The following is a 23,273-nucleotide window of genomic DNA, read 5'->3' as shown; positions in this document are numbered from 1 at the left end:
AAATAGAGATGAGTATAGTAAGACTAAACACCATAGCTTTCATATGCTTGATCCTACTTTGTATGGCTTGTGGTGCCAGCAAAACAGGATACAACGCCACACAGACAACCAGTTGGAGAACGGCCCAGATCTCTCCGTCAAACACGCCTCTTCCTACCATAACCACCGAAATTATCCCAACGATACCAGCTGAGGTCACCCCTTCCGCTCAGCGGCTGGCAGCAGCTACAGCAGTCGATTATCTTAGCCGAAGGCTTAACACCGACCCAAGACTAATCAGAGTAATTCAGGTTACACCTAATGAATGGCCAGATACTTCCTTGGGTTGCGCAGAAAAGGGCAGGGCCTACAGCCAAGTTATGACTCCTGGGTATATAATCTTGCTCGAATATGATAACCAAAAATTTGAGGTCCATACGGACAGGAGAGGAAATGCCATAATGTGCGATAACAACGAACAAGGTCAAGATGATATTTCATCAGCTATTGAAGAAAGAGCCGTTATAGCAGCTAAAAGAGAGCTAGCTAGCAAAAAGGGGCTGCGGCTAGGGGAAATAGAGTTAGTAAGTATCGTGCCTGAAAACTGGAGCGACAGCTCCCTCGGATGCCCAGAACCTGGCATGATGTATATGCAAGTCATCACACCTGGATTCAGAGTCAGGTTGAAAGCTGAGGGGGAAATATATGAAGTCCATACCGATAGGGGTGGCAGGGCTGTGTTATGCTAGTCGTAGTCACCGGGCATAATACAATTCTGTATATGATTTGAGCCTATTACTCTCCCACCACGAGAGATCGTAACAGTCACAGCATCAAACCTCACGGGTGGATCCTTTTCCCCGTCATAACATTCGAAAATCCATATCTTAGCTAGGACAAGTAATCGCCTGGCCTTATGTACATCGATAGATTCCTCAGGGGTGCCCAAACTTAGGCTGGAGCGAGTCTTAACCTCGACAAATACGATTTCATCTTTGTCTTGAAAAATGATATCTATCTCGCCTTGCCGACATCGCCAATTTCGCGCAATGAGCTTATATCCTTTTGATAGCAAAAAATTACAGGCATAATCTTCGCCAATACGCCCAAGAGATCTACTCATGTCCTGCACCTAGCACAGCGCTTATAGGAGCGAATGAGCGTCTATGTTGAGGGGTGACACCATAGATAGCTATCTCAGCCTGATGCTCGCGTGTGCCATAACCCTTATGTTTATGAAAGCTGAAACCTGGAACGTATTCTGTAAGAGCTGCCATGTACCGATCTCTCGAAACCTTAGCTACCACAGAAGCAGCAGCTATAGATAGACAGAGAGCATCACCATCAACTATCGATACCTGATTAATGAAACAAGCTCTAATCTTGAACGCATCAATTAGAAGTACGTCCGGTAAATCGACGTCTCGTAGGGCACGAAGCCACGCCAACTCAGTAGCCCTAGCTATACCCAAAGTATCAATTTCATCAGGAGTACTTGCACCAATGCCGATATATAATGCTGTTGCTCTTATGGCTTCGTATGCTAACTCTCTTGCGTTGGGTGATAGCACTTTAGAGTCCCTGACGACCTGAGCAAGGGACCCTAAAGTGCTGAGGTCAGGAGGAAGCACCACTGCAGCCCCAAATACCGGGCCAGCCCAAGCGCCTCGACCGGCCTCATCCAGTCCAGCTACATAAGCATACCCTTGGCGCCACAGAGTTGGCTCGAATGGGTGAAATCCATTTTCCTCTATAGGAGCTATGGAAGCGCACATAGCACTTACTCTACTGAGTGCGCTTCTCCTTTAGCCTAGCAGCCTTACCACGGAGATTTCTTAGGTAATAGATTTTAGCGCGACGCACTTTGGCACGTCTTACGACCTCGATTTTATCAATACGAGGTGAGTGCAACAGAAAGTTGCGCTCGACCCCAATTCCATGGGAAGCGATCCTTCTCACGGTAAAGTTTTCAGATATACCACTACCCCTACGTCGAAGCACAACCCCCTCAAAAATTTGAATCCTCTCGCGGTTGCCTTCCACAACCCGGGCATGGACGCGCACGGTATCACCAGGACCAAAGTCTGGTATATCAGATCTTAATTGCTGCTGAGCAACAGAAGCTAGAACTTCTTGGGACATCGAAATCACACTCCTAGTATTAAGAATGTTTTAGCCAACTTTTGTGTGAAGGTAAGAGCTTTTACACGAAAAGAATGCCAACAGGCATTTTACTGATTTACAACAGCCGGTGTCAAAGTGTTCTCGTGCGCTGTGCTAATCAACGAATCACCTAGCGCAGATATTGACAACCCCTCTCAACTAGACTATAAATTGCTAGAAGAGGCGGTTATTTCGGGGGGCGAAGATGCATAAGTACGAGAAGGAAATAGAGGAAATAATAGCACGACTCGAATCCAAAGAATCCCCAAGACGCACAACCTCCAAGACTTATAGGGATATACCCCCGGTGCTGCCGCGCCGTAGAATGTCTTTTTCAGCAATTATGAATAAGGTAGCAGGTAAGCTTGGGTCAGGATTAAGGGACAGCGAGCTGCTGATATTAGGTGTGCTATTAATCTTTATATCATCCACATTGCTCTCAGGGCTTGGTGTTATCCAGGATTGGATAGCCGTAATCGGTGCAATCCTGTTCTTACTACCAAGCGTCTTTGGTGCTCTAAGGTGGAGACCACAAGATAGACCGGAGAAGCTATGGCGAGGCAGACCTGTGGATGATAGCAACCCTTGGGATAACATGATAGATAGGTTTAACGGATCATCTAGGGACTTTAGAGATAGGTTTAAGAGGCGTTAGTTTTATCCTAGATACTTCCCGTATATCTTGTAGCCACCTCTGCATAATTTGAACCCAAACGATGAATATAGTTTGAAAGACCTTTCATTAGTCTCTTGAGTGCTTAGCTGTGCATACTTAGCTCCCATAACATGGAGCTGCCTAAGGGCCCAGGATAATAGTTGAGCCCCATAGCCCCTACCTTGAAATTTTGGCCTAACAGCTAATCTATCTATATGCCCCCAATCGTCGTAGAGAGTTAGGCTTACGTATCCAATAGGTTCTTCAGATTTGTAGGCCACCCATGCTTGAACACCAGGAGAGTCAAGATATTCTTCAAATTCCCGACGTGAGTTCCGCCAGAGCCATGGAAAAGACTCCCAATCTATTGATATTAGTTCAGCTACCCCCCTCTTGAGCACTGATTGTATCTCTACTTCCACATTTACCTCCGGCCCAGGTATATGAGTGCTTCTCAGCATCAATATTGTTTCTAAACAAGAAACCTTGACAGTATGATAGAAATGAGCAGCTGACTTGTATTCGGTAGGGTCGACGATAATTGCTCCGGTAGTGTTGACTATAGATTCCATAAGAGATGTCCACAAAGCTGACCTATACCTATCGCCCCTGGATTCTAATATCTCAACTATGTCATCCCTGTTCCTCCATGGACCTGCTATAAGATACGCATTCGTACCAGGCACATACCAAGACATACCTGGGTATTTAGCAACATGTTGCACTAAATCTTCCCGAGAAAGAAGACTGGTCCATGGAAGCCTCAGATCAGAAGCGCTTTGTGGATCAAGTGGAACTGGTAACGCAAACCGCATTCCCTAGAGTTACCTGCTTTCAGTGACTACTATGTTATTTTACTCCCTGGATAGATGAAGTATAAACAAATGAGATATATGCTACAGCATTGAAAGTATAAACTGAATAGTGTTTGCTAGAATTCTTCGTATCGATCTGTGAACGACAGATCTTAGTAAGGATAACACCATGCCTAAGCCCATAGACTTCGAGATAGGAGACATACTTGAGTTAAGGAAGCCACACCCGTGCGGTGGCTATACCTGGACCGTTATAAGACTAGGAGCTGATATAGGTATAAAGTGTCACGAATGCGGTCGAAAGGTGCTTATGCCTAGAAGCGAGCTAGAAAAACGAGTAAAGAAGAGGATCCCAGCTCCCTCAGTTGAGGAAACCACGTGAGTAATATATCTACATCGCTAAGAAAGCCAGAAATAGAGCCAAGCATACTTAATCCTATTTTCCTTACATTATGGGCCATGCAGGCTCTTACTCAGACCTCTCAAAACGTAATCAACTTTGCTCTACTAATTCTGACGCAAACCATAACTGGTTCAACAGCTCACGTAAGCTTCATAATACTATCCTTTAGTTTACCAGCTGTCATCTTCAGTAGCATAGCTGGCGTCCTAGTTGACCATTGGAACAAACGTACTGTGATGGCGGCCAGCAATATAATAAGAGCACTTGCCGTAGCAAGTTACGTGTTCGTCAACGACAGCTCGGATATGCCTAGAGTGTACTTAGCTAGCTTTGTGCTAGCTTCTTCAGCTCAATTCTTCGCTCCTGCAGAGGGGGCTGTTATACCGAGGATAGTAGGAAAGCGAGCATTAATAACTGCGAACTCGCTATATAACTTGACTTTCATGGCTTCTCAGTTCCTAGGATTTACCATAATAGGGTGGTTGCTCATACGCTTCATGGGGCTTAGGACCGTATTCATACTCATAGCTATCCTGTATGCGATCGCAGCAATAGTGATTGCAACTCTGCCCATTCCCGATATACGGCCAAGGACGGGTGAAGGAATCAGCCTTGAAAAGATATGGCAGGATCTAAGAGAAGGCTGGCACTTTATCATTGAAAGAAGATCCTTAGCGATCACCATCATACACTTGTCGATCGCCAACTCCAGCTACTTAATGCTAGGTACATTAGGACCTTCGTTTGTAACAAACATACTGCATATAAGATCAGAGGATTTAGGATTACTACTTGCACCTGCAGGCATCTTCACTTTACTGGGAATAATATTGGTCAATAAGTTGGCTAAGCCTAGCAACAGGCACGAGATGATACATTTCGGACTAATGGGTGTAGGAGTTAGTGTGCTAGGACTAGCAATTACTACTCCCATCACGCATCTCATAGCAGAGAACGCATCAGTAATTACGCCTTCTTGGTTAACGACTTTCGTTGCAGTATTACTAAGCATGTTATTTGGATTCTCGGCAGCTTTTGTGGCTATACCTGCGCAGACAGTACTTCAAGAGAAATCACACGATTACAATCGAGCTCGAGTCCTGTCGACATTCTACACAGTTTCTAATGCAGCATCCTTTTTCCCTATATTGCTTGCAGGTAGCATAGCAGACCACATAGGCATATTACAGACGATGACTATAATCGGGCTATTTATTGTTACCGTTGGAGCTAGCAGTCAATACTTGTTCTTACAGAACAACAGGAACTGGGATAAAGCAAAGATAGGTATCACAGAGACATTTCCTGGGAAGGACTCAAAAGCTTAACAGAAAAACCTTATCTACTATCTCTGTTGTAGCCGCTATCTACAGGATTAGGATCCTTGTGCAAGAACTCCCTAAGAAGGTCAACAGGCACTGGGAATATCAACGTCGAATTTTGGTCAGCCGCTATCTCGGTTAAGGTCTGTAGGTAACGTAACTGTAAACTTATAGGTTCTTGCGCCATTATAGCTGCAGCATCCCTTAGTCTTTGCGAAGATTCATACTCGCCTTCAGCATGTATAATTTTAGCTCTTTTCTCGCGTTCAGCTTCGGCCTGGCGGGCCATAGCACGTTGCATACCTTCTGGCAGCTCTACATCCTTTACCTCTACTATACTTACCTTGACACCCCAAGGCTCAGTCTGCTCATCAATTATCTTCTGCAGAGTGTCGTTAATCTTCTCTCGATGCGCTAAAAGCTCATCTAGCTCCGATTGTCCAAGTACACTTCTGAGGGTAGTCTGGGCTATCTGGAAGGTGGACTTTATATAATCAACTACATTAATGACGGCCATCTTAGGATCAAATACCCTAAAGTAGACCACAGCATTGACCCTGACCGATACGTTGTCACGGGTTATCACCTCCTGAGCAGGGACATCCATGGTAACCACACGTAGATCTACTCTGACCATGCGCTCGATAAGAGGAATGAGAGGGATCAGACCAGGCCCCCTTACACCAGCAAATCTTCCCAGCCTGAAGATGACTCCGCGTTCATACTCCTGAGTCACCCGTAAAGAAGCACGTACCAATAACGCTAGAACTATTATCAGAACTATAATCACATATAGCATAGCACTGCTCCTCGATTACATAGCTATCTTGCGAAGCTCAGCTATCTGATCACGCAAGATAGCTGCTTTCTCAAACTCTAACGCCTTAGCGGCCTGTTTCATCTGAGATTCCAGATCCTTTATCATCCTGAATATCTCATCCTTGGATAGACTCACAGCACCGTCCGCTCGATATTGCTCCTTAGACTCAGCAATAGCCTTGACTCTCTCAGTAATATCACGCACTTCCTTGACTATGCTTGCAGGTACTATATTGTGCTTGAGGTTGTACTCCATCTGAATAGCACGTCTACGGTTCGTTTCATCTATAGCCTTCTGCATCGACTCAGTGATGGTGTCTGCATACATGATAACCTTGCCTTCAACATGACGAGCAGCCCTACCGATCATCTGTATAAGCGATCTCTCAGAACGTAAAAAGCCTTCCTTATCAGCGTCTAGGATAGCTACTAAGGATACCTCCGGGAGATCTAGTCCCTCCCTCAAAAGGTTTATGCCTACTATCACATCATATACTCCAAGGCGTAGATCGCGAAGTATCTCAACACGCTCCAAAGTATCTATCTCATGATGGATATAGCGGTTCTTGATACCCATCTCGCTCAGGTAATCAGAGAGTTCCTCAGCCATACGCTTATTGAGCGTAGTTATTATCACCCTCTGTCCCTTGGATACTCTCTCGTGAACCTCATCCAGGAGGTCGTCTATCTGACCTTCCGTAGGACGAACGCTGATCTCCGGATCAAGCAGTCCAGTAGGCCTAATGATCTGATGGACGATCTGTTCTGAGTGCTCCTCCTCCCATGGGCCAGGAGTAGCCGAAACGTATATGGCGTTGACTATATGGGATTGAAATTCATCGAACGTTAATGGGCGGTTATCTAACGCTGATGGTAGTCTGAAGCCATACTGAACGAGCACCTCTTTCCGCGATCGGTCGCCTGCATACATTCCTCTGATCTGAGGCAGAGTAATATGGGACTCATCGACTATAAGCAGGAAATCGTCAGGGAAATAGTCAAGCAACGTTATAGGGGGCTCCCCAGGTTTACGTCCCGACAGGTGTCTTGAGTAGTTCTCGACACCTGAACAGTAACCAGCTTCGGAGAGCATCTCAAGATCATACAAGGTTCTCTGCTTGAGCCTTTCAGCTTCAACTATCTTGCCCTGCTCCATAAACCATTTATAGCGTTCCTCAAGCTCTTCTCTGATAGCCTTGATAGCCTCTTGAAGCCTCTCTTGAGATGTCACGAAGTGCTTTCTAGGATATATATCTGCTCTGGTGCGCTCAATAAGCACCTCGCCAGTGAGGGGATCTATCTCGGTAATCCTGTCCACCTCGTCACCAAAGAACTCGATTCTTAGAGCTATCTCATCATAAGCAGGCTGTATCTCAAGAGTATCTCCTCTAACTCTAAACGTACCTCTTGACAAAGACTGATCATTCCGATCATATTGCGCCTCTACCAGGCGACGGATGACCTTACTGAGTCGTACAGTATCTCCCCGCTTGAGAGATATAACGAACTTACTGTACTCTTCTGGAGAGCCGAGACCATAAATACATGACACGCTGGCGACGATTATGACATCTCGCCTCTCTAGGAGAGCCATAGTAGCGGCATGACGCAGCTTATCTATCTCGTCGTTGATCTCGGTATCTTTTTCTATGTATGTATCGGTCTGAGGAATATAAGCCTCAGGCTGATAGTAGTCATAGTAGCTAACAAAATACTCAACTGCATTATTGGGGAAAAATTCCTTGAACTCAGCATAAAGCTGAGCTGCAAGAGTCTTATTGTGAGCTATAACCAAAGTAGGACGCTGCAGACGTTCTATAACATTGGCTACTGTGAAGGTCTTCCCCGTCCCTGTAGCGCCTAGCAGGGTTTGATGTCGCATACCTGCATTTACACCTTCAACCAAGGACTCTATCGCCTTGGGCTGATCACCTACAGGCCGAAGGTCAGATACTATCTTGAACTCACCCATAACTCCAACCCAATCACACCATTATGTAAGTCAAGTTCATTATATCTGACACGGAATATATAAACGAACTGAAGATCTAACCTCCCCCGATAAAGAAGAAGTCCCTGGTACCTTTTATCAGTCAAAGCACCAGGGACTCACAATTTGATCCAAAAAGCAGTCTTATTCTGATTTCACGGCAGCAATATACAAGGCAATCTTGACCTTATCGCTTACAACTGCCTGACCGCTTTCAAGCAAGGCATTCCAACGAAGTCCATAATCCTTGCGATTGATTTCCGTTTCAGCACTAAAGGCTGCTCTCTGTTTGCCATATGCATCGATTAGCTGCCCCTCAAATGTAGTATGCAACACTACCGGCAGAGTTACGTCCCGGATAGTAAGATTACCGTGTACATCAGCTGTGTTCTCACCTGTCCGTTCAATCTTAGTGCTTGAGAACAAGATATAAGGATACCTCTCGGCGTTGAAGAAATCATCTGAGCGTAGATGTTCATCACGCTTACTGTCTCCCGTATCGACGCTGCTAGCTTCTATCTTAGCTTCTACCTGGGAATTCTCTGGATAATCCTCATCAGCATGGATGATTCCCTCAAATCTGCGAAAGTAACCTTTGACCGTCGATACCACCATATGACGCACAGAGAACTCTACAACCGAGTGCGCAGAATCGATCACCCAAGCAGTGCGGACCTTTTCACCGGTTTCTATTGACATACTTCCCTCCTATAAGCAACTTACTTTTGATAACCAATTTTATCTTTCGTGTAAACCGTTGTCAAGAGAGCGCGCAACGTTTACAATTGTATTAGGATGGAGGATCATAGAATCAAACACGATGTATTCTGTCCGTACTACCAGAAAACGATCGAATTGATCGGACGAAGGTGGACTGGTGCCATCATAAGAGCGCTGCTCTCTGGGGTGAACAGGTTCTCAGATCTGCGAGAATCTATACCTGACCTTAGCGATCGTATGCTTTCCGAGCGTTTGAAAGAATTGGAGGAAGAAGGCATAGTAGAGCGCCATGTCTATCCGGAGACGCCAGTACGGATAGAGTATAAGTTGACACCCAAGGGGGAAGATCTAGCTGAGATAGTAGAAGCGGTATCAAGGTGGGCCCACGAGTGGCTGGCCAAACACGAGTCCACGGAAGAGATTAGAACCGTTTCATAATCTTAGAGTTGGGTGATCAAGCAACGATACGACAGCTAGGTAATGCTGTATAAGTTTTTTTGTCTTAATTTATAAAGATGCCTAACTACTCGTTGCTGCTACCGAGGTATCCTTAGCAGCATGTAAGAATTGTTCCCTGTAAAGCTTTGCGTAGAGCCCTTCAGCAGCTAGTAACTCGGAATGAGTGCCTCTTTCTATAATCCTGCCTCTGTCTATAACAAGTATCTGATCAGCCGACAAGATGGTGGATAGACGATGAGCTATAGCTATTGTTGTCCTACCTTGCATTAAGGTGGCTAGAGCTCGCTGTACAAGCCTTTCAGACCGAGTATCAAGAGCACTGGTAGCCTCATCTAGTATGAGTATACGAGGGTTTTTCAGAACTATCCTTGCAATCGCAATACGTTGCTTCTCACCACCCGAAAACCTATAACCTCTCTCCCCTACAATTGTGTCAAAACCTTCAGGCAGCTCGGTTATACGGTCGTAGATATTAGCAGCCTTTGTAGCGGCTATCAGCTCTTCCTCGGTAGCATCTGGTTTGGCAAACAGGAGGTTTTCGCGCACGGATGCATGAAATAGATAAGTCTCCTGAGATACCATGCCTATTATCTGGGGGAGGCTTGTCAATCTTATATCACGTACATCAATACCATCTATAAGCACTCTGCCCTTAGTGACATCATACAATCGGGCTATTAGATAGGCTATGGTGGTCTTACCAGCCCCGGTTGGACCCACTAAAGCCACGAGAGAACCTGGTGGGGCATCAAAGTTGATGTCATGCAGATTCATAGGCCGCCCTGTGCGGCTGTAGCTGAAGTACACATGATCAAAGGTTATCCTGCCTTTTACGGTGTGTGGGTCAAGCTCAACAGCATTTGGCCTATCGGTAATCTCTACTGGAAGATCTAGGTATTCAAATATGCGATCAAACAAAGCTAATGCTGCTTGAATCTGAACCTGCACAGTCAGTAGCTGTCCCAGAGGGAAGAAAAGCCTACTTTGTAGAGTTGTGAAAGCTACTATCCCTCCAACCGTTATCGGAGGCACCTGGTCAGGAGGGGTATGTATTATGGTTCTACCTGCAAAGTAGTAGACCAGTGCAGGGGTTATAGAGAAGAACGTAGAGGTAATCATAAAGAACCATCTACCAACCATTTGCTGGCGTAGTTGGAGATCAGCAAGGCGCTGATTCTCGCGTGAGAATCTATCAATAGACTCACGCTGCCTACCAAAGGTCTTGGTCAGCAGGACGCCAGACACAGATAGAGACTCCTCAATTAGAGCGCTAATATCGGCAAGGCTCTTCTGAGTGTTCTTAGCAAGCTCTCGCCTGATACTACCGACTTTGTAAGTCAGGTATAGGAAGAGGGGTAATAATGCCAGAGACAGCAAAGTTAGCTGCCATGAGAGCAGAAACATCGCAGTAATTGTAGACACAACAGTAGTTATATTAGATACTATGCTCGAAGCAGTGTTGGTAATAACATCCTGTATTCCATTGACGTCGTTACCTAGTCTTGATTGTATCTCTCCAGTTTTAGTCTCGGAGAAAAACCGCAAAGACATCTTCTGCATGTGCCTGTACAGTTCGTTTCTAAGATCGCGCATTACCCTTTGGCCTATTAAGTTGTTGAGGTATGTCTGCCACACACCGATAAGGCCATTCACCACGGGAATAACGATCATCAGGACCGCATACAAGATGAGTTTATCCATGTCTCGCTTGAGTATGGCGTCATCAACTATCAGCTTGAGGAGATAGGGGTTAGCCAAGCCAACCACAGAGATGATAAGTATCGCTATCAGTACAAGCAGCACATGTAGCTTGTACGGAGCAAAGAATTTGACTACTCGCCTAGCAGTGCCGGCCCTTATAGGCTTCTCAGGTTTCTCAGCCATAAGTGCTCTTCGAAAACCACCCCCGCCACCTCCTGCCCCCCTAAGCATCCAACGACCTCCTATTGCTACCGTTTACACCAACAAGGCTCTCAGCTTTACGCTCTGCATTCCTCTGCAGGCGTAGGTAAACGAACAACATAGCTATCAACGTACCAGCTAGACAGATAATTGCCATAAGCTGCAAAGTAAGAGGCACGCCGATCAAAGCCGAAAGGGAACCTACTATTACACCACCAAAAGGCGTACTACCAGCAAAGACAAGAAAGTACAGGCTCATGATCCTGCCACGCAAATGGTCAGGCGCGAGCAGTTGGAGCCTAGTGTTGGCGTTGGAGCTGAAGGTTACGCTGGCGAAACCTAGAATAAATAAACCTAGAAGTGTTAGTGGATAGAGCCTAGATACCCCTACTAACAATAAGGAAAAACTGAATATCAGTGCACCTGCCAGCATAACTCCTACTTTAGCCTTACCAGCATAGGCCACAGCTAACGCAGCTAGCACAGACCCTACGCCCATGGCGGATGTCAGTATACCCAATACCTCTGGCCCGGCTCCCAGTATGTACTTATCTATAAGCGGAAGCATGACAGTGAAGTTGTATCCGAATATACCTAAGCATGCCATCAGCAATAGCACAAGCAATATATCTGAGTGGCTGAAGGCATACTTGACGCCTTCAGCCACTTGAGTAAGCACGCGTCCTCTCGGTGACCGTGCTACAGCAACAAATTCGTCAGTATGCATAATAAAAAGACCAAATATGACCGCGAGAAAGCTAAGAGCATTAGCAGCAAAAGCACCGCCGGTACCTAGCCATCCTATCATTAGGCCACCTATGCTAGGCCCAATTATCCTAGCGGAGTTGAAGAGCATACTGTTAAGCGCCACAGCATTAGCAAGCTTATCTGGTCCTACAAGCTCCACTACAAATGCTTGTCTTGTAGGATTGTCAATAGAATTGATCACTCCTAGAGAAAATGCCAGCACATAGACATGCCACAGTTGAACATGATGCGATATCACAAGGAACGCTAAAATACCAGCTTGGATAGCAGCTGAAGATTGAGTTATTATCAAAACTCTATGCTTAGGGAGCCTATCCGCCAGCACCCCTCCGAATAATGCCATGACGGTAATGGGTAAAAACTGTAGCATCGTTACAAAGCCTAGAGCACTGGGGGAGTTGGTGAGTTGCAGAACCAGCCAAGATTGGGCTATGGTCTGCATCCATGTCCCTGATAGGGATATCAGCTGCCCAAGCCAAAAAACTCTATAGTTATATACAGACAGCGCACTAAATGTACGTCTTATACTAGCGGTCAGGCTCAATAGACACCTCCAAGGGGTTTGATGGCGAAGGTAGAGTCTCGGCAGCGTTACCAAGCTTCTCTAGCGCAACAGTCACCTCTTCCAGATCCTCACCTAATGCACGAGCTATATTAGCCAAGTACTCCCTATTAATCTGTCTTATATCGCCGACGACCGACTCTCCCTCAGGAGTTAGTCTAAGAGGTATAACTCTTCGATCTTCAGGTGTCTGGAGACGCTCGACCAATCCTGCTCTGACCAGCTTATCCACCAGACCACTGACAGTAGAGACAGTCACGCCTAACTGCTGAGATATAAAGTTAGTTGTGGCTCCTGGGTGCCTTCTCAGTATAAACAACACCCTGAGTTGTGGAAGTGTCAGTCCTTTGTCTTCCCACAACCTTAGCCTAAGTGCATCTACCAGGTGCACTACCTTCCAATATGCTCTCCGGAATCTAGCAAGACTTTCTTCTTCCATACCTTTAGCCCTCCGAATAATTATATACTGATTTCTAATATTTCGGAAATGCCAAAATGTTTGCAATTTGCACACTCTTCTCAAGAGTAACATGCAGTTCAGCATCTAACAACAGTGGGTTAGGAACTGAGCGTCTGGCAGGAAATTATAAGGTGCACTCTTGAGTTTCATATACATAGGGTAGAATTCAGCAGGTCAGACGGCTTTGGCATGGTTACTGATATCGGACATTAATTGCCAGTTTGCTTTGAGTAAAAAGTGTTCAGGAGTGAGTGATGGCAAATAGAAGATTTGAAGGGAAAATAAGGGCCCCAGATTTCCCAGGCGGTCTTAAATGGTTCAATACAGACAGACACATAAGCCTGGCAGATTTGAGGGGAAAGATAGTTATATTGGATTTCTGGACATACTGCTGCATTAACTGCATGCATATACTACCTCACCTACGAAAGCTAGAAGAGAAATATTCAGATGAGTTGGTAGTAATAGGCGTACATTCAGCTAAGTTCATGGCTGAAATATCAGACACGGGGATAAGAAACGCTATTAGGAGATATTCAGTTAGGCATCCAGTCGTGAATGATGTTGACCTCCAAATCTGGAGTGAATACGCCGTACGAGCCTGGCCTACTCTCTACTTTATTGACCCTACAGGTCGAATAGTGGGTATGCACGAAGGTGAAATAAGGTTCCCTGAACTTGATAACATCATCTCGCAGATGATCCAGGAGTACGACTCGTTAGGCATTCTCGACCGGACTCCCCTAAGATTCAATGCAGAGAGGGCTACAGAGGGAATACTAGCTTTCCCCGGCAAAGTGCTAGCTCTGGAAGATGAAGATAGCTTATATATAGCGGATTCAAACCATAACCGTATCCTAGAATGCTCGCTATCTGGAAAGATACGCCGAATTTGGGGAAGTGGTGAGGAAGGATTGGTAGATGGGTCTAACTTGGATGCAAAATTTAATCACCCACAGGGTATGACGATCCTTGGCAATGAACTGTACGTTGCCGATACTGAGAACCACGCCTTACGTCTACTGCATCTAAATGAAGGCAAAGTTGAAACTATAGCTGGTACTGGAGAACAGGGATATCCGATCTCTTTCCAACCTTCAATTGGAAAGTACACGGAGCTGAACTCCCCTTGGGACCTGGAGATAGTCAACGACGTACTATATATAGCTATGGCTGGATGTCATCAGATATGGGCTATGGAGTTGCCATCGAGAGTAGTGCGCCCTCTCGCCGGCACAGCTCGGGAAGGTATCAAAGATGGACCGGCTTCCGCGGCATGGTTAGCTCAGCCCAGCGGGCTTACTACAGATGGCCGATTAATATATTTTGCTGACAGTGAAACGAGCTCTATTCGTCTTCTCGATCCAGCCAGTGGAAACGTAGAGACTTTAGTAGGCATAGATCTATTTGAGTTTGGAGATGTGGATGGCATAGGCGGAATGGTTAGACTTCAGCACCCTCTTGATGTTGAATGGCATGCTGGAAAGTTGTACATCGCTGATAGCTACAACAACAAGGTCAAAATTCTAGATCCCTATACTCGTGAGTGTCGAACCTGGGTTGGATCTAGTAGACAAGAGCTAAGAGATGGTACCAAGCAGGACGCAAGTTTTGCCGAACCAGGCGGTCTATCTGCCACATCTCGCTATCTATACGTAGCCGACACCAACAATCACGCTATTAGAACCGTAGATCTCAGCACAGGTGAGGTATCTACACTGAAGCTACTCGAGTAGATTGCTATGTAAAGTACAATTGAGCGGCTTGAAGCCGTTATTGTAACCTTAATTCGGCTTTATCAGCTACATCACAACATAACGTGCAAGTATTATGAGCTTCATCATAATACCATGTATTCTTTTTCAGCTCATAGGTTTGGGCACGCTCTAGTATCACGCCGTTAACAAAAATCTTGGTAGGCATAAATCCAGGAGTTAGTTGAAATGTGAAGTCATGGCAATGGATTCCTTGCACAACTTCTATGGACAAGACAATTTCCTCATCCAGTACCGTAGTCTGTTTACAGATAGCAGTTTCCATCGCAACATAATAGCTAGCAAGCTGGCTAGGGGTCATCCAGACAATATCTTTTCTCCATGCAGAGTCTATGCGCCTTATTACTTCTCGCAAGCCTTCTAGACCCTTCCATGAGCCATTTGAAAACAAAGATTGCCAATGAGTGGTCATTACCAAGGGACTTTGATGACGTAAGAGAAATCCTAATCTACCACTTAAGCCATCTTCTGTAACCCACAAATCGATATCTGGATCTCTCCCTTTTTGGGTATGCCAGGCAAAGTCTATGCATGTACCAGAGACTATGCTTACTAGAGATTCGCTATACCCACACATAGAAATCCTTGGGAATACAATTTCAGAAGTATTATCACAGTGGACAAAATACCACCCGTGGTTTGTACCAGTAACAGCTTTAAGCGAAGTCCTGATGGCTTCACAGTATAGATCTTCAACAGCTGCTCCTAAGCTCCAAGGGGATGTAACACCATTGGGAGATAATCCAACGTGAGTAAGTATTTCTAATGCAACGCTTATGTAACTGACCATCGTGTCCAAGTTCTGTCGATCAAACCATACATCCTCACGCTCATCTAGTGGCCGCCATGCCGAGATATCCATGGCATAATTGTGAGTCAGCAATTCGGGAGAGATATCACACCTTTTCGCGATTCTCTCCCTAACTACCGTGAGAAAGAGTTCTAGTTCGTCTCCACTAACTTCTGGCAAGTAGCTATCTATTCTGCCAGTAGCTCCTGGGCAAGGGATCAGTGAGAATTTGCCTCTAACATCATACTGGTCGAGCAGGTCAGCAAAAGCCTCAAGGAATGAAATTGGCACTACAGGCTCATGGCCATCATTAGGAAACTCATACCAAGCAGGGTTACGACAGGGGACAGGATCATCTACCAGCAGGACGGCTGGTATTTTCCGCCTCGGCCACAAAACTCTAAAGTTGTCTCTGCTAGGCATGCTGGGTAACTCCTGACGAGTTAAACCTCTTCAGAGAAAGAAAGTCTATTGGGTAAGATGTGTGTCCTTCAATAGCAAGATCCGCCAGGACTTCCCCAATTACCGGAGCAAATTTGAACCCGTGACCTGAGAACCCACAAGCAAGTACTACCCCGCTTTGCAATGGGTGATGATCCACAACAAAGTGTTGGTCCGGCGTCATGGTATACATACATGTGGAGGCATCGACCGGATGAGATATGGAGGGAATTAGCTTAGCAACTATGTTTTTTAATCGTTCTATCTCATCCAGTGTAACTCCTCTGGCGATAGTATCCGGGGTGCAAGGAATGCCATCATCATGACGACCAAACTTCATGCCTACACGCTTGTTGTAAGGCATACCATAGTATGTCCCCTCAGGTAATTGCCATAAGTGTACTGGCAAGTGATAGCCTTCTATACCATCGCGCTCATCTCCACGCCTAAAGTAAGCCACAAATACTCTGAGAACCTGTAAAGGAATCCCTATATCTGCAAGAACCTCAGGAGTCCAAGGACCTACGGTAAGAATGATCCTCTCTGCCAGATAACCACTAGACGAAAGGGAGGTAAATATCCTGAAACCCGAGCCTTCTGACCTCCAGGACAAAACTTTCTCTCTCATGCGCAGGTGCACCCCACGAGATGCCGCACCCTGAAGGAAAGAGGATATACAAGCTTCAGGCTGCAGGACTCCCACCCCAGGTTCGTGTATGGCTACCAAATTCTCTGGCACACGTATTTCTGGATAACGATGCCTTAGTTCATCGCTAGTTAACAGTTCACAAGGAATATTCCACTGTTGGGAACTGAACAGCACACCACTGATAAGTTCCCCGTCACGAGGCCCTACATATAATCCTCCGGTTATAGTAAGCAATCGAGTATTAGTGTCTTCTTCCAGTGATCTCCATAGTTCGTAAGATCGCCTTACAAGCGGTACATACTGAGGTGATTCAAAGTACGCTTCACGAATAATCCGACTTTCACCGTGGCTAGAACCAAGAGAGTGTGGAGGAGAATAAGCGTCGAAACCTATTACTCTGTAACCGCGAGATGCTAGTATATAGGCAGTAGCGCTTCCCATTGCCCCCAGCCCTACTACCGCTACATCGTAACTAGCCGTATTGCTAGAACTCACAAGGGCACCTCCCTATATAGTAAATCAAGTCAGATGTCTTGCGACCATAGCAACCATAGTAATTGATTGTAATGAGGTAAAGTGTATTTCTCCTCATCTACGAAAACAAAGCCCTTCTAGCCCTTTACAGCTCCTGTGGTAAGTCCTTGGATAAGTTGCCTCTGAAATATCAGGAAAATCACTGTGAGTGGTACGTAGATAATTGTGGCCCCCGCTGCAGTGACTGGGATGTTAGTAGTCCAGCGCTGCTGGAAGTACAGCAGACCGACCGGTAGAGTCTGATACTGAGGATCAGTTGTCACTACAAACGGCAGGAGAAATTCATTCCATGTCCATATAAAGAACAGCAACCCTAGAGTGCCTATTACTGGGCGAATAAGCGGCACGAGCACCCACCATAGTATCCTCCACGAACTAGCTCCATCCACTATTGCAGCCTCTGTTATATCTTTGGGAACACTACTGAAGGCCTGCCTCAGTAGCAAGGTTCCAAAAGACAAGCTGAGAGCGATCTGAGGCAATATCAACCCCCAGTAAGAATTCAGCATGTACATAGTCTTAAGGACGTAGAAAAGAGGTACCACTATCGCTTGTAAGGGGACAATCAACCCTAGTAGCAGGAAAGCAAAGAGAAACTGAGCACCTTTGAAATCGAAACGGGAGAAAGCATAACCTGACATACAAGACAGAATGATCGAAGGTATCACCACCGCCACCGCGACTATCAAGCTGTTTATAAAGAACCTGCTAAATCCTCCCTGCGTCCAGGCAACAACATAGTTTTCAAACTGCCACCTGTGAGGAAGGGAAAAGGTTCCTTGGACGAGTTCTATGTCGGTCTTAAAGGATGCTAAAGTCATGATGATAAAAGGGCCTATGGCTACTATCAGGCCAACTATCAAGACTAGATAGATCAAACCTTTCTTAATCACTGCTTTCTCCAAATAGCCTTAGCGTGACCAAGGTCAAACCTAGAGTTAGAACGGCTATGATAACTCCCAGCACGGAACCATAGCCCACCCTGTTTATGTTAAATGCGTTCTCGAGCATATAGAGTACCACTACGCTAGTAGACCTTCCCGGACCGCCCCTAGTGGTAGCCCATATCACGTCAAAGACCTTGAGAGCATTTATCAGGTTAACGGCTATCACCACTGCCATCTCCCCACGCAGTCCTGGCAGAGTAACCGCAAGAAATTCCTGCCAGCCAGAAGCTCCGTCGATCCGAGCAGCCTCATAGAGTTCCTGAGGGATCTTCTGCAAACCTGCAAGAAAAACCACGTAACAAAAGCCATAAGTAGCCCATGCCCCTATAAGCCCCACAGAAGGCAGAGCAAGGTTGAAGTCGCCTAACCAACCCAAGGGTTGTATACCCAACAGTCCCAATAGGGTATTTACAGGCCCAAAAGCGGGGTTTAACATCCACCTCCAAACCACGCCTATAAGCACTCCAGGCATGATGTAAGGCAGGAAAAAACCTACACGGAAGATAGAGCTACCTCTCAGCTTGAGATGATGAACAACGGCAGCAGGTGCCAGCCCCAACACAGCTGGCAATAAGACGTAGTAAGGAATTAGTACAACATTATGCCAAAGAGAAAGCCAAAATATAGGATCCAAGAAAGCCTGCACATAATTAGCTAGTCCCACGAACTTGGGTGCTGTGTACCCATCCCAAGAAAGCAGGCTGAGCACCACAGCACCCAAGGTAGGTACACCAACGAACAGAGTAAATATTACTAATGAGGGCAGTAGGTAAAGATACGGCTCCAAGTTTGAGCCGTATCTCTTGCTACGTCCAGACATGCTGTACTTCACTCTGTGATGACCTACTTTTGTTCTTGCTGCAGGAATTTAGAATAGTCAGCCTCAAGCGCCTTGGCAAACTGATCAGGGCTCTCCTTATGTGCCAACAGAAGCTGCAGGTGAGCAGTTAGGGTGTCATAGAATGTGGGAGTAGCCCAGTCCAAGTAGTGCCCTAGAGCATTTTCGTCATTGACCTTATTCCAAGCCTTGTAGAGATCTCCAGATACCGTATTAGGCTTTATGTAAGACTGAGGAACCTTTATCGCTGGTAGCTGACCATTTTCAAGCAGTAGCTGAACTGCCCTGTCGGATACCAAGAAATTAATGAACTTAGCAGCTACGTCCGGATACTTAGTGGTCTTGATAATACCATATGGTATACCGACGCCGCCCACGTGGAGTACGGTCTTATTATCCCTGGGTGGCATGGCGAAGAAACCGGCGTTGCTCCCCATAGCCTTCTGTATATCCCCAGTTAGCCAGCTTCCCTGTAAAAGCATTGCACCTTTGCCGGCAGCAAAAAGCTTCCAGGCATCATCCGAATGCAGAGCAGCGTAGTTCTTTATAAAGTAGCCTTTAGACTCCCACTCTTGAAGCTTGGCAGCTGCCTGCTTGATCTGAGGAGTATCCCACGACTTATTCCCTTGGCGGTAAATCAAACCATCCAAGTAGTCCCTAGTGGTCATGGTCCCTAGTATCTCTCCATAGAGGTGAATAGCCTGCCATTTATCCAAGTTACCAAAGATAAGTGGGGTCACGCCCTTGTCCTTGAGCGTTTGCATCACCTGCTCTAACTCATCAAACGTCTTGGGAACCTGTACGCCGTTTTGCTGGAAGATTTTCTTGTTGTAATAAAACCCCACCAACTCTCCTGTCTGAGAAACTCCCCAGAGCACACCTTTGCCAAAAGTTTTGCCATCCTCCGTGTACATGTTCCTTGCAAGCAATGCGGGCGCAAACTTCTTGGACCAGCCATACTGCTTATCATACTTGGTAAGTGGGATGAGTAATTTAGCTCGCACTAGGGGCCCCATGCTACTTTCTCCATTGTTTATCTGCGCTATATCAGGCCCCTTACCGGAAGTGATGGCCCTCTGCAAGGTCTTTTGCAGTTCGTCAAACGGATAACCCTCATGCTCTATCTGGACTCCAGGGTTATCTTTCTCAAATTCTCTCGCTAGGGTCTCTATAACCTCTTTCTGCACGCCTGAAGTGGCGGTGTCCCACACAACGAGTTTGATGTTCTTCGAAGCTTGGCCACCAGAAGTAGGGCTAGGGCTAGGTTGAGCACTAGCAGATGGACTGGGACTGCTAGGAGAGGCTGCTGGGGTACTTCCCAGACTAGGCCCTGTTATCTGCTGACCACATGAGATCAAAAGCAGGAAACATATAAGGGACAAACATATTGGGATAAGTCTAGGCTGTCTCTTTGGCATTTTGATCTACCCCCGCTCTAGCTCTATTAAGCAGTAACTAAATATATAGCACAATAACGATCCCAGGGTGTTAAAACACCCTGGGATCCAAGGAAGGCATTAACAAGAGACATTATTTACCTTTGCCTTACCAGCGTATATGGGCCACTTCCCATGTAATCTACTACTGCGAGATAGTACGTACCTGTTCTGCCTCTTGGCACCTTGTATTGTAAAGTGACGGTATCTCCGTTCTCTTCCCCTATCTTGATAGGTATGGTCTCTGCAATCGACGTGGCATTGGGAGCGTAAAGTTCCAATTGGAAGCTAGTGGCTGCGGGCCTTGATAAAGTAAACGAGTACGTCCTGCCTTCTACCATCTTGTATCTGTAGACATCGGCACAGTCTCCATTACAACCAGGTAGAGGACCGCCAGAAACACCGTCTACAAGCTCCAGATAAGCGGTAAGTGGCTGACCTACCTTAGGACCAGGAACTCCTGGTATATTACCGTTTCGGTACACCCAGTAGTGGTAGCTGCTGCGCTGACCGTTAGATTCACCAAACGCATTGGATATATTCCCCTGACTATTGATGGCATAGAGGGCCCAATGAGCATATCTTCTCGAGGCGTTTGCGCTTGTACCATCAGTTGGGGCATTGGATAGGGAAAGTTGTGCTCTGCGTAGCAGCACTCCATTCCGATAGATACTAACCGTTGCATTAGGGCGTTTGTAACCGCCAGGAGACAGCCATTCGACTCCGTATCTGATCTTGCTGGATGGTGATAATTGTCGAACTATGGCACCCTCATGTGGAGTGATATCGTATTCGCTATCATGTAGTACTTTGACATATGGGTAAGTAGCAGTTGTGCCCTTGTTCAGAGGATTATAGACGAACACATCATTAGGTTCAGAAATAGCGGGTACGCTGATATAGGTATCTAGAAGAGCCATAGGCATACTGGCTGGATTGACAGGCCATGGATAACCTCTTGCAAGGAAATACGCAGATTGCCACTCATAGAAACCTGTAGCCACATTGTTCCACTCCAGCATAAAGGTATAAGAACCATCATTTCGGAGCGGAGCGAGGCTAAGATCACCGGGATCGATGTATTGACCCGATATGGTCTGAACATTCTTGCTGTTCGTAATGTACCCTGCCCCAGTTGCCGTTATCGTATAGGCTCGACCACCTGCAAGGTTACTAAATGTATAGAATCCGGCCTTATCGGTCGTGGTAGCAATAGCAAGTGGAGTGTTACCGTACTTGATAAACACGGTAGCATTTGCGATAGGTATACCAGTAAACCCGTCTACCACCCGTCCGGTAATACCAGTTCCCGATACTCCTAATGCCTTCCTCAAGTCAAGCCTTGGGGTAGCTATAGGGAAGCCCTTGGAGATGCCCAAGGATTGCCCAGTAGAAACAAGCCTATCCTGAACCTGTCCTATAGTCATGGCTGGATACTGACTCATTACCCTGGCAGCAGCTCCAGCGACCATTGGAGAAGCCATAGATGTTCCGGAGAACTCCACATATTGGCCACGTAGCGTGGGAGCGAGTACCTGCCATCCAGGGGCTGCTATTTGTGCCAGGTTATAGGTCAAATTAGTGTAGGTATTATCTGGAGAGCACTGTACAAATCCTGGATCATAGTCGCCAGGAGGGATTATCTTTTGACAGTTATTCAGCTTAATCGGAGTGGAGTAGTTACTAAAGAACGCTCTGTAGTCGTTGTAATCTGTTGCAGCTACGGATAGGACTCCCGGGAGTGCAGCAGGAATAGGAACAATCTTTTCACCTGAAACTACTGCAAGGTACTGAGATGGATTGTCGCTATCATTACCAGCAGCAGCAACTGGTAGTATACCGCTATTTCTGAGTGCGGATATACGAGCAGCCATTTCTTGATACTCTGGTGAGCCTATATCCGCATAGCCTCCCCAACTCATATTGGCTACTTTTAGATCAGGAATTTGGGTCTTAGCAAGGCGTACATAATCCAGGGCTGCGAATATCGTCATAAGGTCTGTGTAACCGAGATCATCAAAGATCCTAACAGCTAATATCTTGCTCTTAGGAGACACACCAGTAGTGCCAAACGAGTCGTCGGCGGCGGCGATTATACCTGCTACATGGGTACCATGTCCGACCGCGTCCATTGGATCGTTATCCTGATCGATAACATCACAGTAGAAACCTGCTTGAGCTAAAGCAGCCGGACAGGGCATATAATTGGGCTCTATATCAGGGTGATTATAATCCACTCCTGTATCTATCACCGCTACTACTGGTGCATTAGACGTCGGGCTAGGAGCCAGATCATAGCCTATCCTTTGAAGGCTCCACTGGAATGTCCCAAGGTTGCCTGGTATAGCTTGTGGAGATAAGCTCCCGCTAGCTCCTTGGTTCTCCCAAGCTGGCTTAGTAGATGAAAAGTCCCTCCTAGCTTGCTTGCTTATAGGTACGGGCAAACCAGGGATATCACTGGGAACCTTTATCTTCCTGTTGAAGAATATATTGATAGTATTGCTATCTGCCTTGAGGATGTTATACGCCCGGCTCGCAGCCTGTGCATCTGGATAAACTGCAAGATAAGTCCTGCGAAACCTAGTAGAGCTCTTAGTGATTTTACCTCCGGTTGCTCTAATCTTGTTCTTGGCTTGATCAACGGATATCTGCGACGAAAAGACTACTACCAGCTGATTTTTGACCTCATTCAAGTTCTGTCGCAATGATCTTAAATTGTGTTCGATCTGATTATTATCAGCCGCACGGCTTGGAAGAACTTGCCCAGCTACTGCCATTGTGAATGTTAGGATGCAGAGCAAAGCCCAGATCTTGGCATAAAAGTTAGCGTGATTGTATTGCATAAT

The 23,273-nt window shown here is 46.2% G+C and carries 22 protein-coding genes; 6 read left to right on the top strand and 16 right to left on the bottom strand.

The genetic code is table 11. The annotated features are described in order from the left end of the window. Window positions 1-8 precede the first annotated feature (8 nt). The gene (locus N2245_RS11750; RefSeq protein ID WP_494536928.1) at window positions 9-728 is read left to right on the top strand and encodes a DUF8738 domain-containing protein; all 720 of its coding nucleotides are present in this window, start codon (window positions 9-11) and stop codon (window positions 726-728) included. Here N2245_RS11750 and N2245_RS11745 read toward each other — a convergent pair. Genes N2245_RS11745 through rplS form a run of 3 tightly spaced genes read right to left on the bottom strand, consistent with a single transcriptional unit; the run spans window position 725 to window position 2,121 of the window. Continuing rightward, window positions 725-1,102 (bottom strand): YraN family protein, encoded by a 378-nt coding sequence (locus N2245_RS11745; protein ID WP_494536927.1) that lies wholly within the window; start codon window positions 1,100-1,102, stop codon window positions 725-727. The two genes, N2245_RS11750 and N2245_RS11745, sit on opposite strands and share 4 nt — an antisense overlap. Continuing rightward, the gene (gene rnhB, locus N2245_RS11740; RefSeq protein WP_494536926.1) at window positions 1,095-1,754 is read right to left on the bottom strand and encodes a ribonuclease HII; all 660 of its coding nucleotides are present in this window, start codon (window positions 1,752-1,754) and stop codon (window positions 1,095-1,097) included. The genes N2245_RS11745 and rnhB overlap by 8 nt, the downstream gene beginning before the upstream one ends. 10 nt (window positions 1,755-1,764) lie before the next feature. After that, window positions 1,765-2,121 carry a 50S ribosomal protein L19 gene (rplS, locus tag N2245_RS11735; protein ID WP_494536925.1) on the bottom strand — a complete coding sequence of 119 codons (357 nt, stop codon included), beginning with the start codon at window positions 2,119-2,121 and terminating at the stop codon, window positions 1,765-1,767. Window positions 2,122-2,347: 226 nt separating this feature from the next. On the opposite strand from rplS, the gene N2245_RS11730 reads away from it, so the two are divergent. Continuing rightward, the gene (locus tag N2245_RS11730) at window positions 2,348-2,797 is read left to right on the top strand and encodes a hypothetical protein (RefSeq protein WP_494536924.1); all 450 of its coding nucleotides are present in this window, start codon (window positions 2,348-2,350) and stop codon (window positions 2,795-2,797) included. Between the two features lie 2 nt (window positions 2,798-2,799). Here the strand turns inward: N2245_RS11730 and N2245_RS11725 are convergent, their stop codons facing one another. Beyond that, the gene (locus N2245_RS11725; RefSeq protein WP_494536923.1) at window positions 2,800-3,522 is read right to left on the bottom strand and encodes a GNAT family N-acetyltransferase; all 723 of its coding nucleotides are present in this window, start codon (window positions 3,520-3,522) and stop codon (window positions 2,800-2,802) included. A gap of 259 nt (window positions 3,523-3,781) precedes the next feature. Here N2245_RS11725 and N2245_RS11720 point away from each other — a divergent pair, with 259 nt between their 5' ends. Together N2245_RS11720 and N2245_RS11715 are read left to right on the top strand one after the other, a co-directional pair. After that, window positions 3,782-3,994 carry a DUF951 domain-containing protein gene (locus N2245_RS11720; protein WP_494536922.1) on the top strand — a complete coding sequence of 71 codons (213 nt, stop codon included), beginning with the start codon at window positions 3,782-3,784 and terminating at the stop codon, window positions 3,992-3,994. After that, a complete protein-coding gene (locus N2245_RS11715; RefSeq protein ID WP_494536921.1) occupies window positions 3,991-5,343 on the top strand; it encodes an MFS transporter in 1,353 nt (450 codons plus the stop codon). The genes N2245_RS11720 and N2245_RS11715 overlap by 4 nt, the downstream gene beginning before the upstream one ends. 10 nt (window positions 5,344-5,353) lie before the next feature. Here the strand turns inward: N2245_RS11715 and N2245_RS11710 are convergent, their stop codons facing one another. The 3 genes from N2245_RS11710 to N2245_RS11700 all read right to left on the bottom strand — a co-directional run bounded on the left by N2245_RS11710 (window position 5,354) and on the right by N2245_RS11700 (window position 8,845). Beyond that, window positions 5,354-6,136 (bottom strand): slipin family protein, encoded by a 783-nt coding sequence (locus N2245_RS11710; protein WP_494536920.1) that lies wholly within the window; start codon window positions 6,134-6,136, stop codon window positions 5,354-5,356. A gap of 15 nt (window positions 6,137-6,151) precedes the next feature. After that, on the bottom strand, window positions 6,152-8,128 hold the full coding sequence (uvrB, locus tag N2245_RS11705) for an excinuclease ABC subunit UvrB (RefSeq protein WP_494536919.1): 1,977 nt from the start codon (window positions 8,126-8,128) through the stop codon (window positions 6,152-6,154). A 162-nt stretch (window positions 8,129-8,290) separates the two neighbouring features. Continuing rightward, window positions 8,291-8,845, bottom strand: a complete 555-nt coding sequence (locus tag N2245_RS11700) for a YceI family protein (protein ID WP_494536918.1) — start codon at window positions 8,843-8,845, stop codon at window positions 8,291-8,293. Window positions 8,846-8,941: 96 nt separating this feature from the next. On the opposite strand from N2245_RS11700, the gene N2245_RS11695 reads away from it, so the two are divergent. Beyond that, a complete protein-coding gene (locus N2245_RS11695) occupies window positions 8,942-9,304 on the top strand; it encodes a winged helix-turn-helix transcriptional regulator (RefSeq protein WP_494536917.1) in 363 nt (120 codons plus the stop codon). Window positions 9,305-9,385: 81 nt separating this feature from the next. Here the strand turns inward: N2245_RS11695 and N2245_RS11690 are convergent, their stop codons facing one another. From N2245_RS11690 to N2245_RS11680, 3 genes are read right to left on the bottom strand one after another with little or no spacing between them, the layout of a single operon-like run. Beyond that, entirely contained in the window at window positions 9,386-11,257 is a 1,872-nt protein-coding gene (locus N2245_RS11690; RefSeq protein WP_494536916.1) for an ABC transporter ATP-binding protein, read from the bottom strand. After that, a complete protein-coding gene (locus N2245_RS11685; RefSeq protein WP_494536915.1) occupies window positions 11,250-12,539 on the bottom strand; it encodes an MFS transporter in 1,290 nt (429 codons plus the stop codon). The genes N2245_RS11690 and N2245_RS11685 overlap by 8 nt, the downstream gene beginning before the upstream one ends. Further along, window positions 12,523-12,996 carry a MarR family winged helix-turn-helix transcriptional regulator gene (locus N2245_RS11680; protein ID WP_494536914.1) on the bottom strand — a complete coding sequence of 158 codons (474 nt, stop codon included), beginning with the start codon at window positions 12,994-12,996 and terminating at the stop codon, window positions 12,523-12,525. Before N2245_RS11680 ends, N2245_RS11685 begins: the two co-directional genes overlap by 17 nt. Before the next feature lie 275 nt (window positions 12,997-13,271). On the opposite strand from N2245_RS11680, the gene N2245_RS11675 reads away from it, so the two are divergent. Next, on the top strand, window positions 13,272-14,753 hold the full coding sequence (locus N2245_RS11675) for a thioredoxin-like domain-containing protein (protein ID WP_494536913.1): 1,482 nt from the start codon (window positions 13,272-13,274) through the stop codon (window positions 14,751-14,753). A 37-nt stretch (window positions 14,754-14,790) separates the two neighbouring features. Here the strand turns inward: N2245_RS11675 and N2245_RS11670 are convergent, their stop codons facing one another. From N2245_RS11670 to N2245_RS11645, 6 genes are all read right to left on the bottom strand, one after another. Further along, window positions 14,791-16,005 carry a hypothetical protein gene (locus tag N2245_RS11670; protein WP_494536912.1) on the bottom strand — a complete coding sequence of 405 codons (1,215 nt, stop codon included), beginning with the start codon at window positions 16,003-16,005 and terminating at the stop codon, window positions 14,791-14,793. Then, window positions 15,998-17,167, bottom strand: a complete 1,170-nt coding sequence (gene solA / locus N2245_RS11665) for an N-methyl-L-tryptophan oxidase (RefSeq protein WP_494536911.1) — start codon at window positions 17,165-17,167, stop codon at window positions 15,998-16,000. The genes N2245_RS11670 and solA overlap by 8 nt, the downstream gene beginning before the upstream one ends. Before the next feature lie 116 nt (window positions 17,168-17,283). Then, entirely contained in the window at window positions 17,284-18,099 is an 816-nt protein-coding gene (locus tag N2245_RS11660) for a carbohydrate ABC transporter permease (protein ID WP_494536910.1), read from the bottom strand. Beyond that, window positions 18,092-18,973 (bottom strand): carbohydrate ABC transporter permease, encoded by an 882-nt coding sequence (locus tag N2245_RS11655; RefSeq protein ID WP_494536909.1) that lies wholly within the window; start codon window positions 18,971-18,973, stop codon window positions 18,092-18,094. The genes N2245_RS11660 and N2245_RS11655 overlap by 8 nt, the downstream gene beginning before the upstream one ends. A gap of 23 nt (window positions 18,974-18,996) precedes the next feature. Next, window positions 18,997-20,409 (bottom strand): extracellular solute-binding protein, encoded by a 1,413-nt coding sequence (locus N2245_RS11650; protein WP_494536908.1) that lies wholly within the window; start codon window positions 20,407-20,409, stop codon window positions 18,997-18,999. A gap of 116 nt (window positions 20,410-20,525) precedes the next feature. Further along, the gene (locus N2245_RS11645) at window positions 20,526-23,270 is read right to left on the bottom strand and encodes a S8 family peptidase (RefSeq protein WP_494536907.1); all 2,745 of its coding nucleotides are present in this window, start codon (window positions 23,268-23,270) and stop codon (window positions 20,526-20,528) included. Between the last annotated feature and the right edge of the window lie 3 nt (window positions 23,271-23,273).

Source organism: Thermobaculum sp. T2p (genome assembly GCF_059335935.1).
The sequence above is the reverse complement of the archived record's forward strand: the minus strand, read 5'-3'. Positions and strand labels throughout refer to the sequence as shown.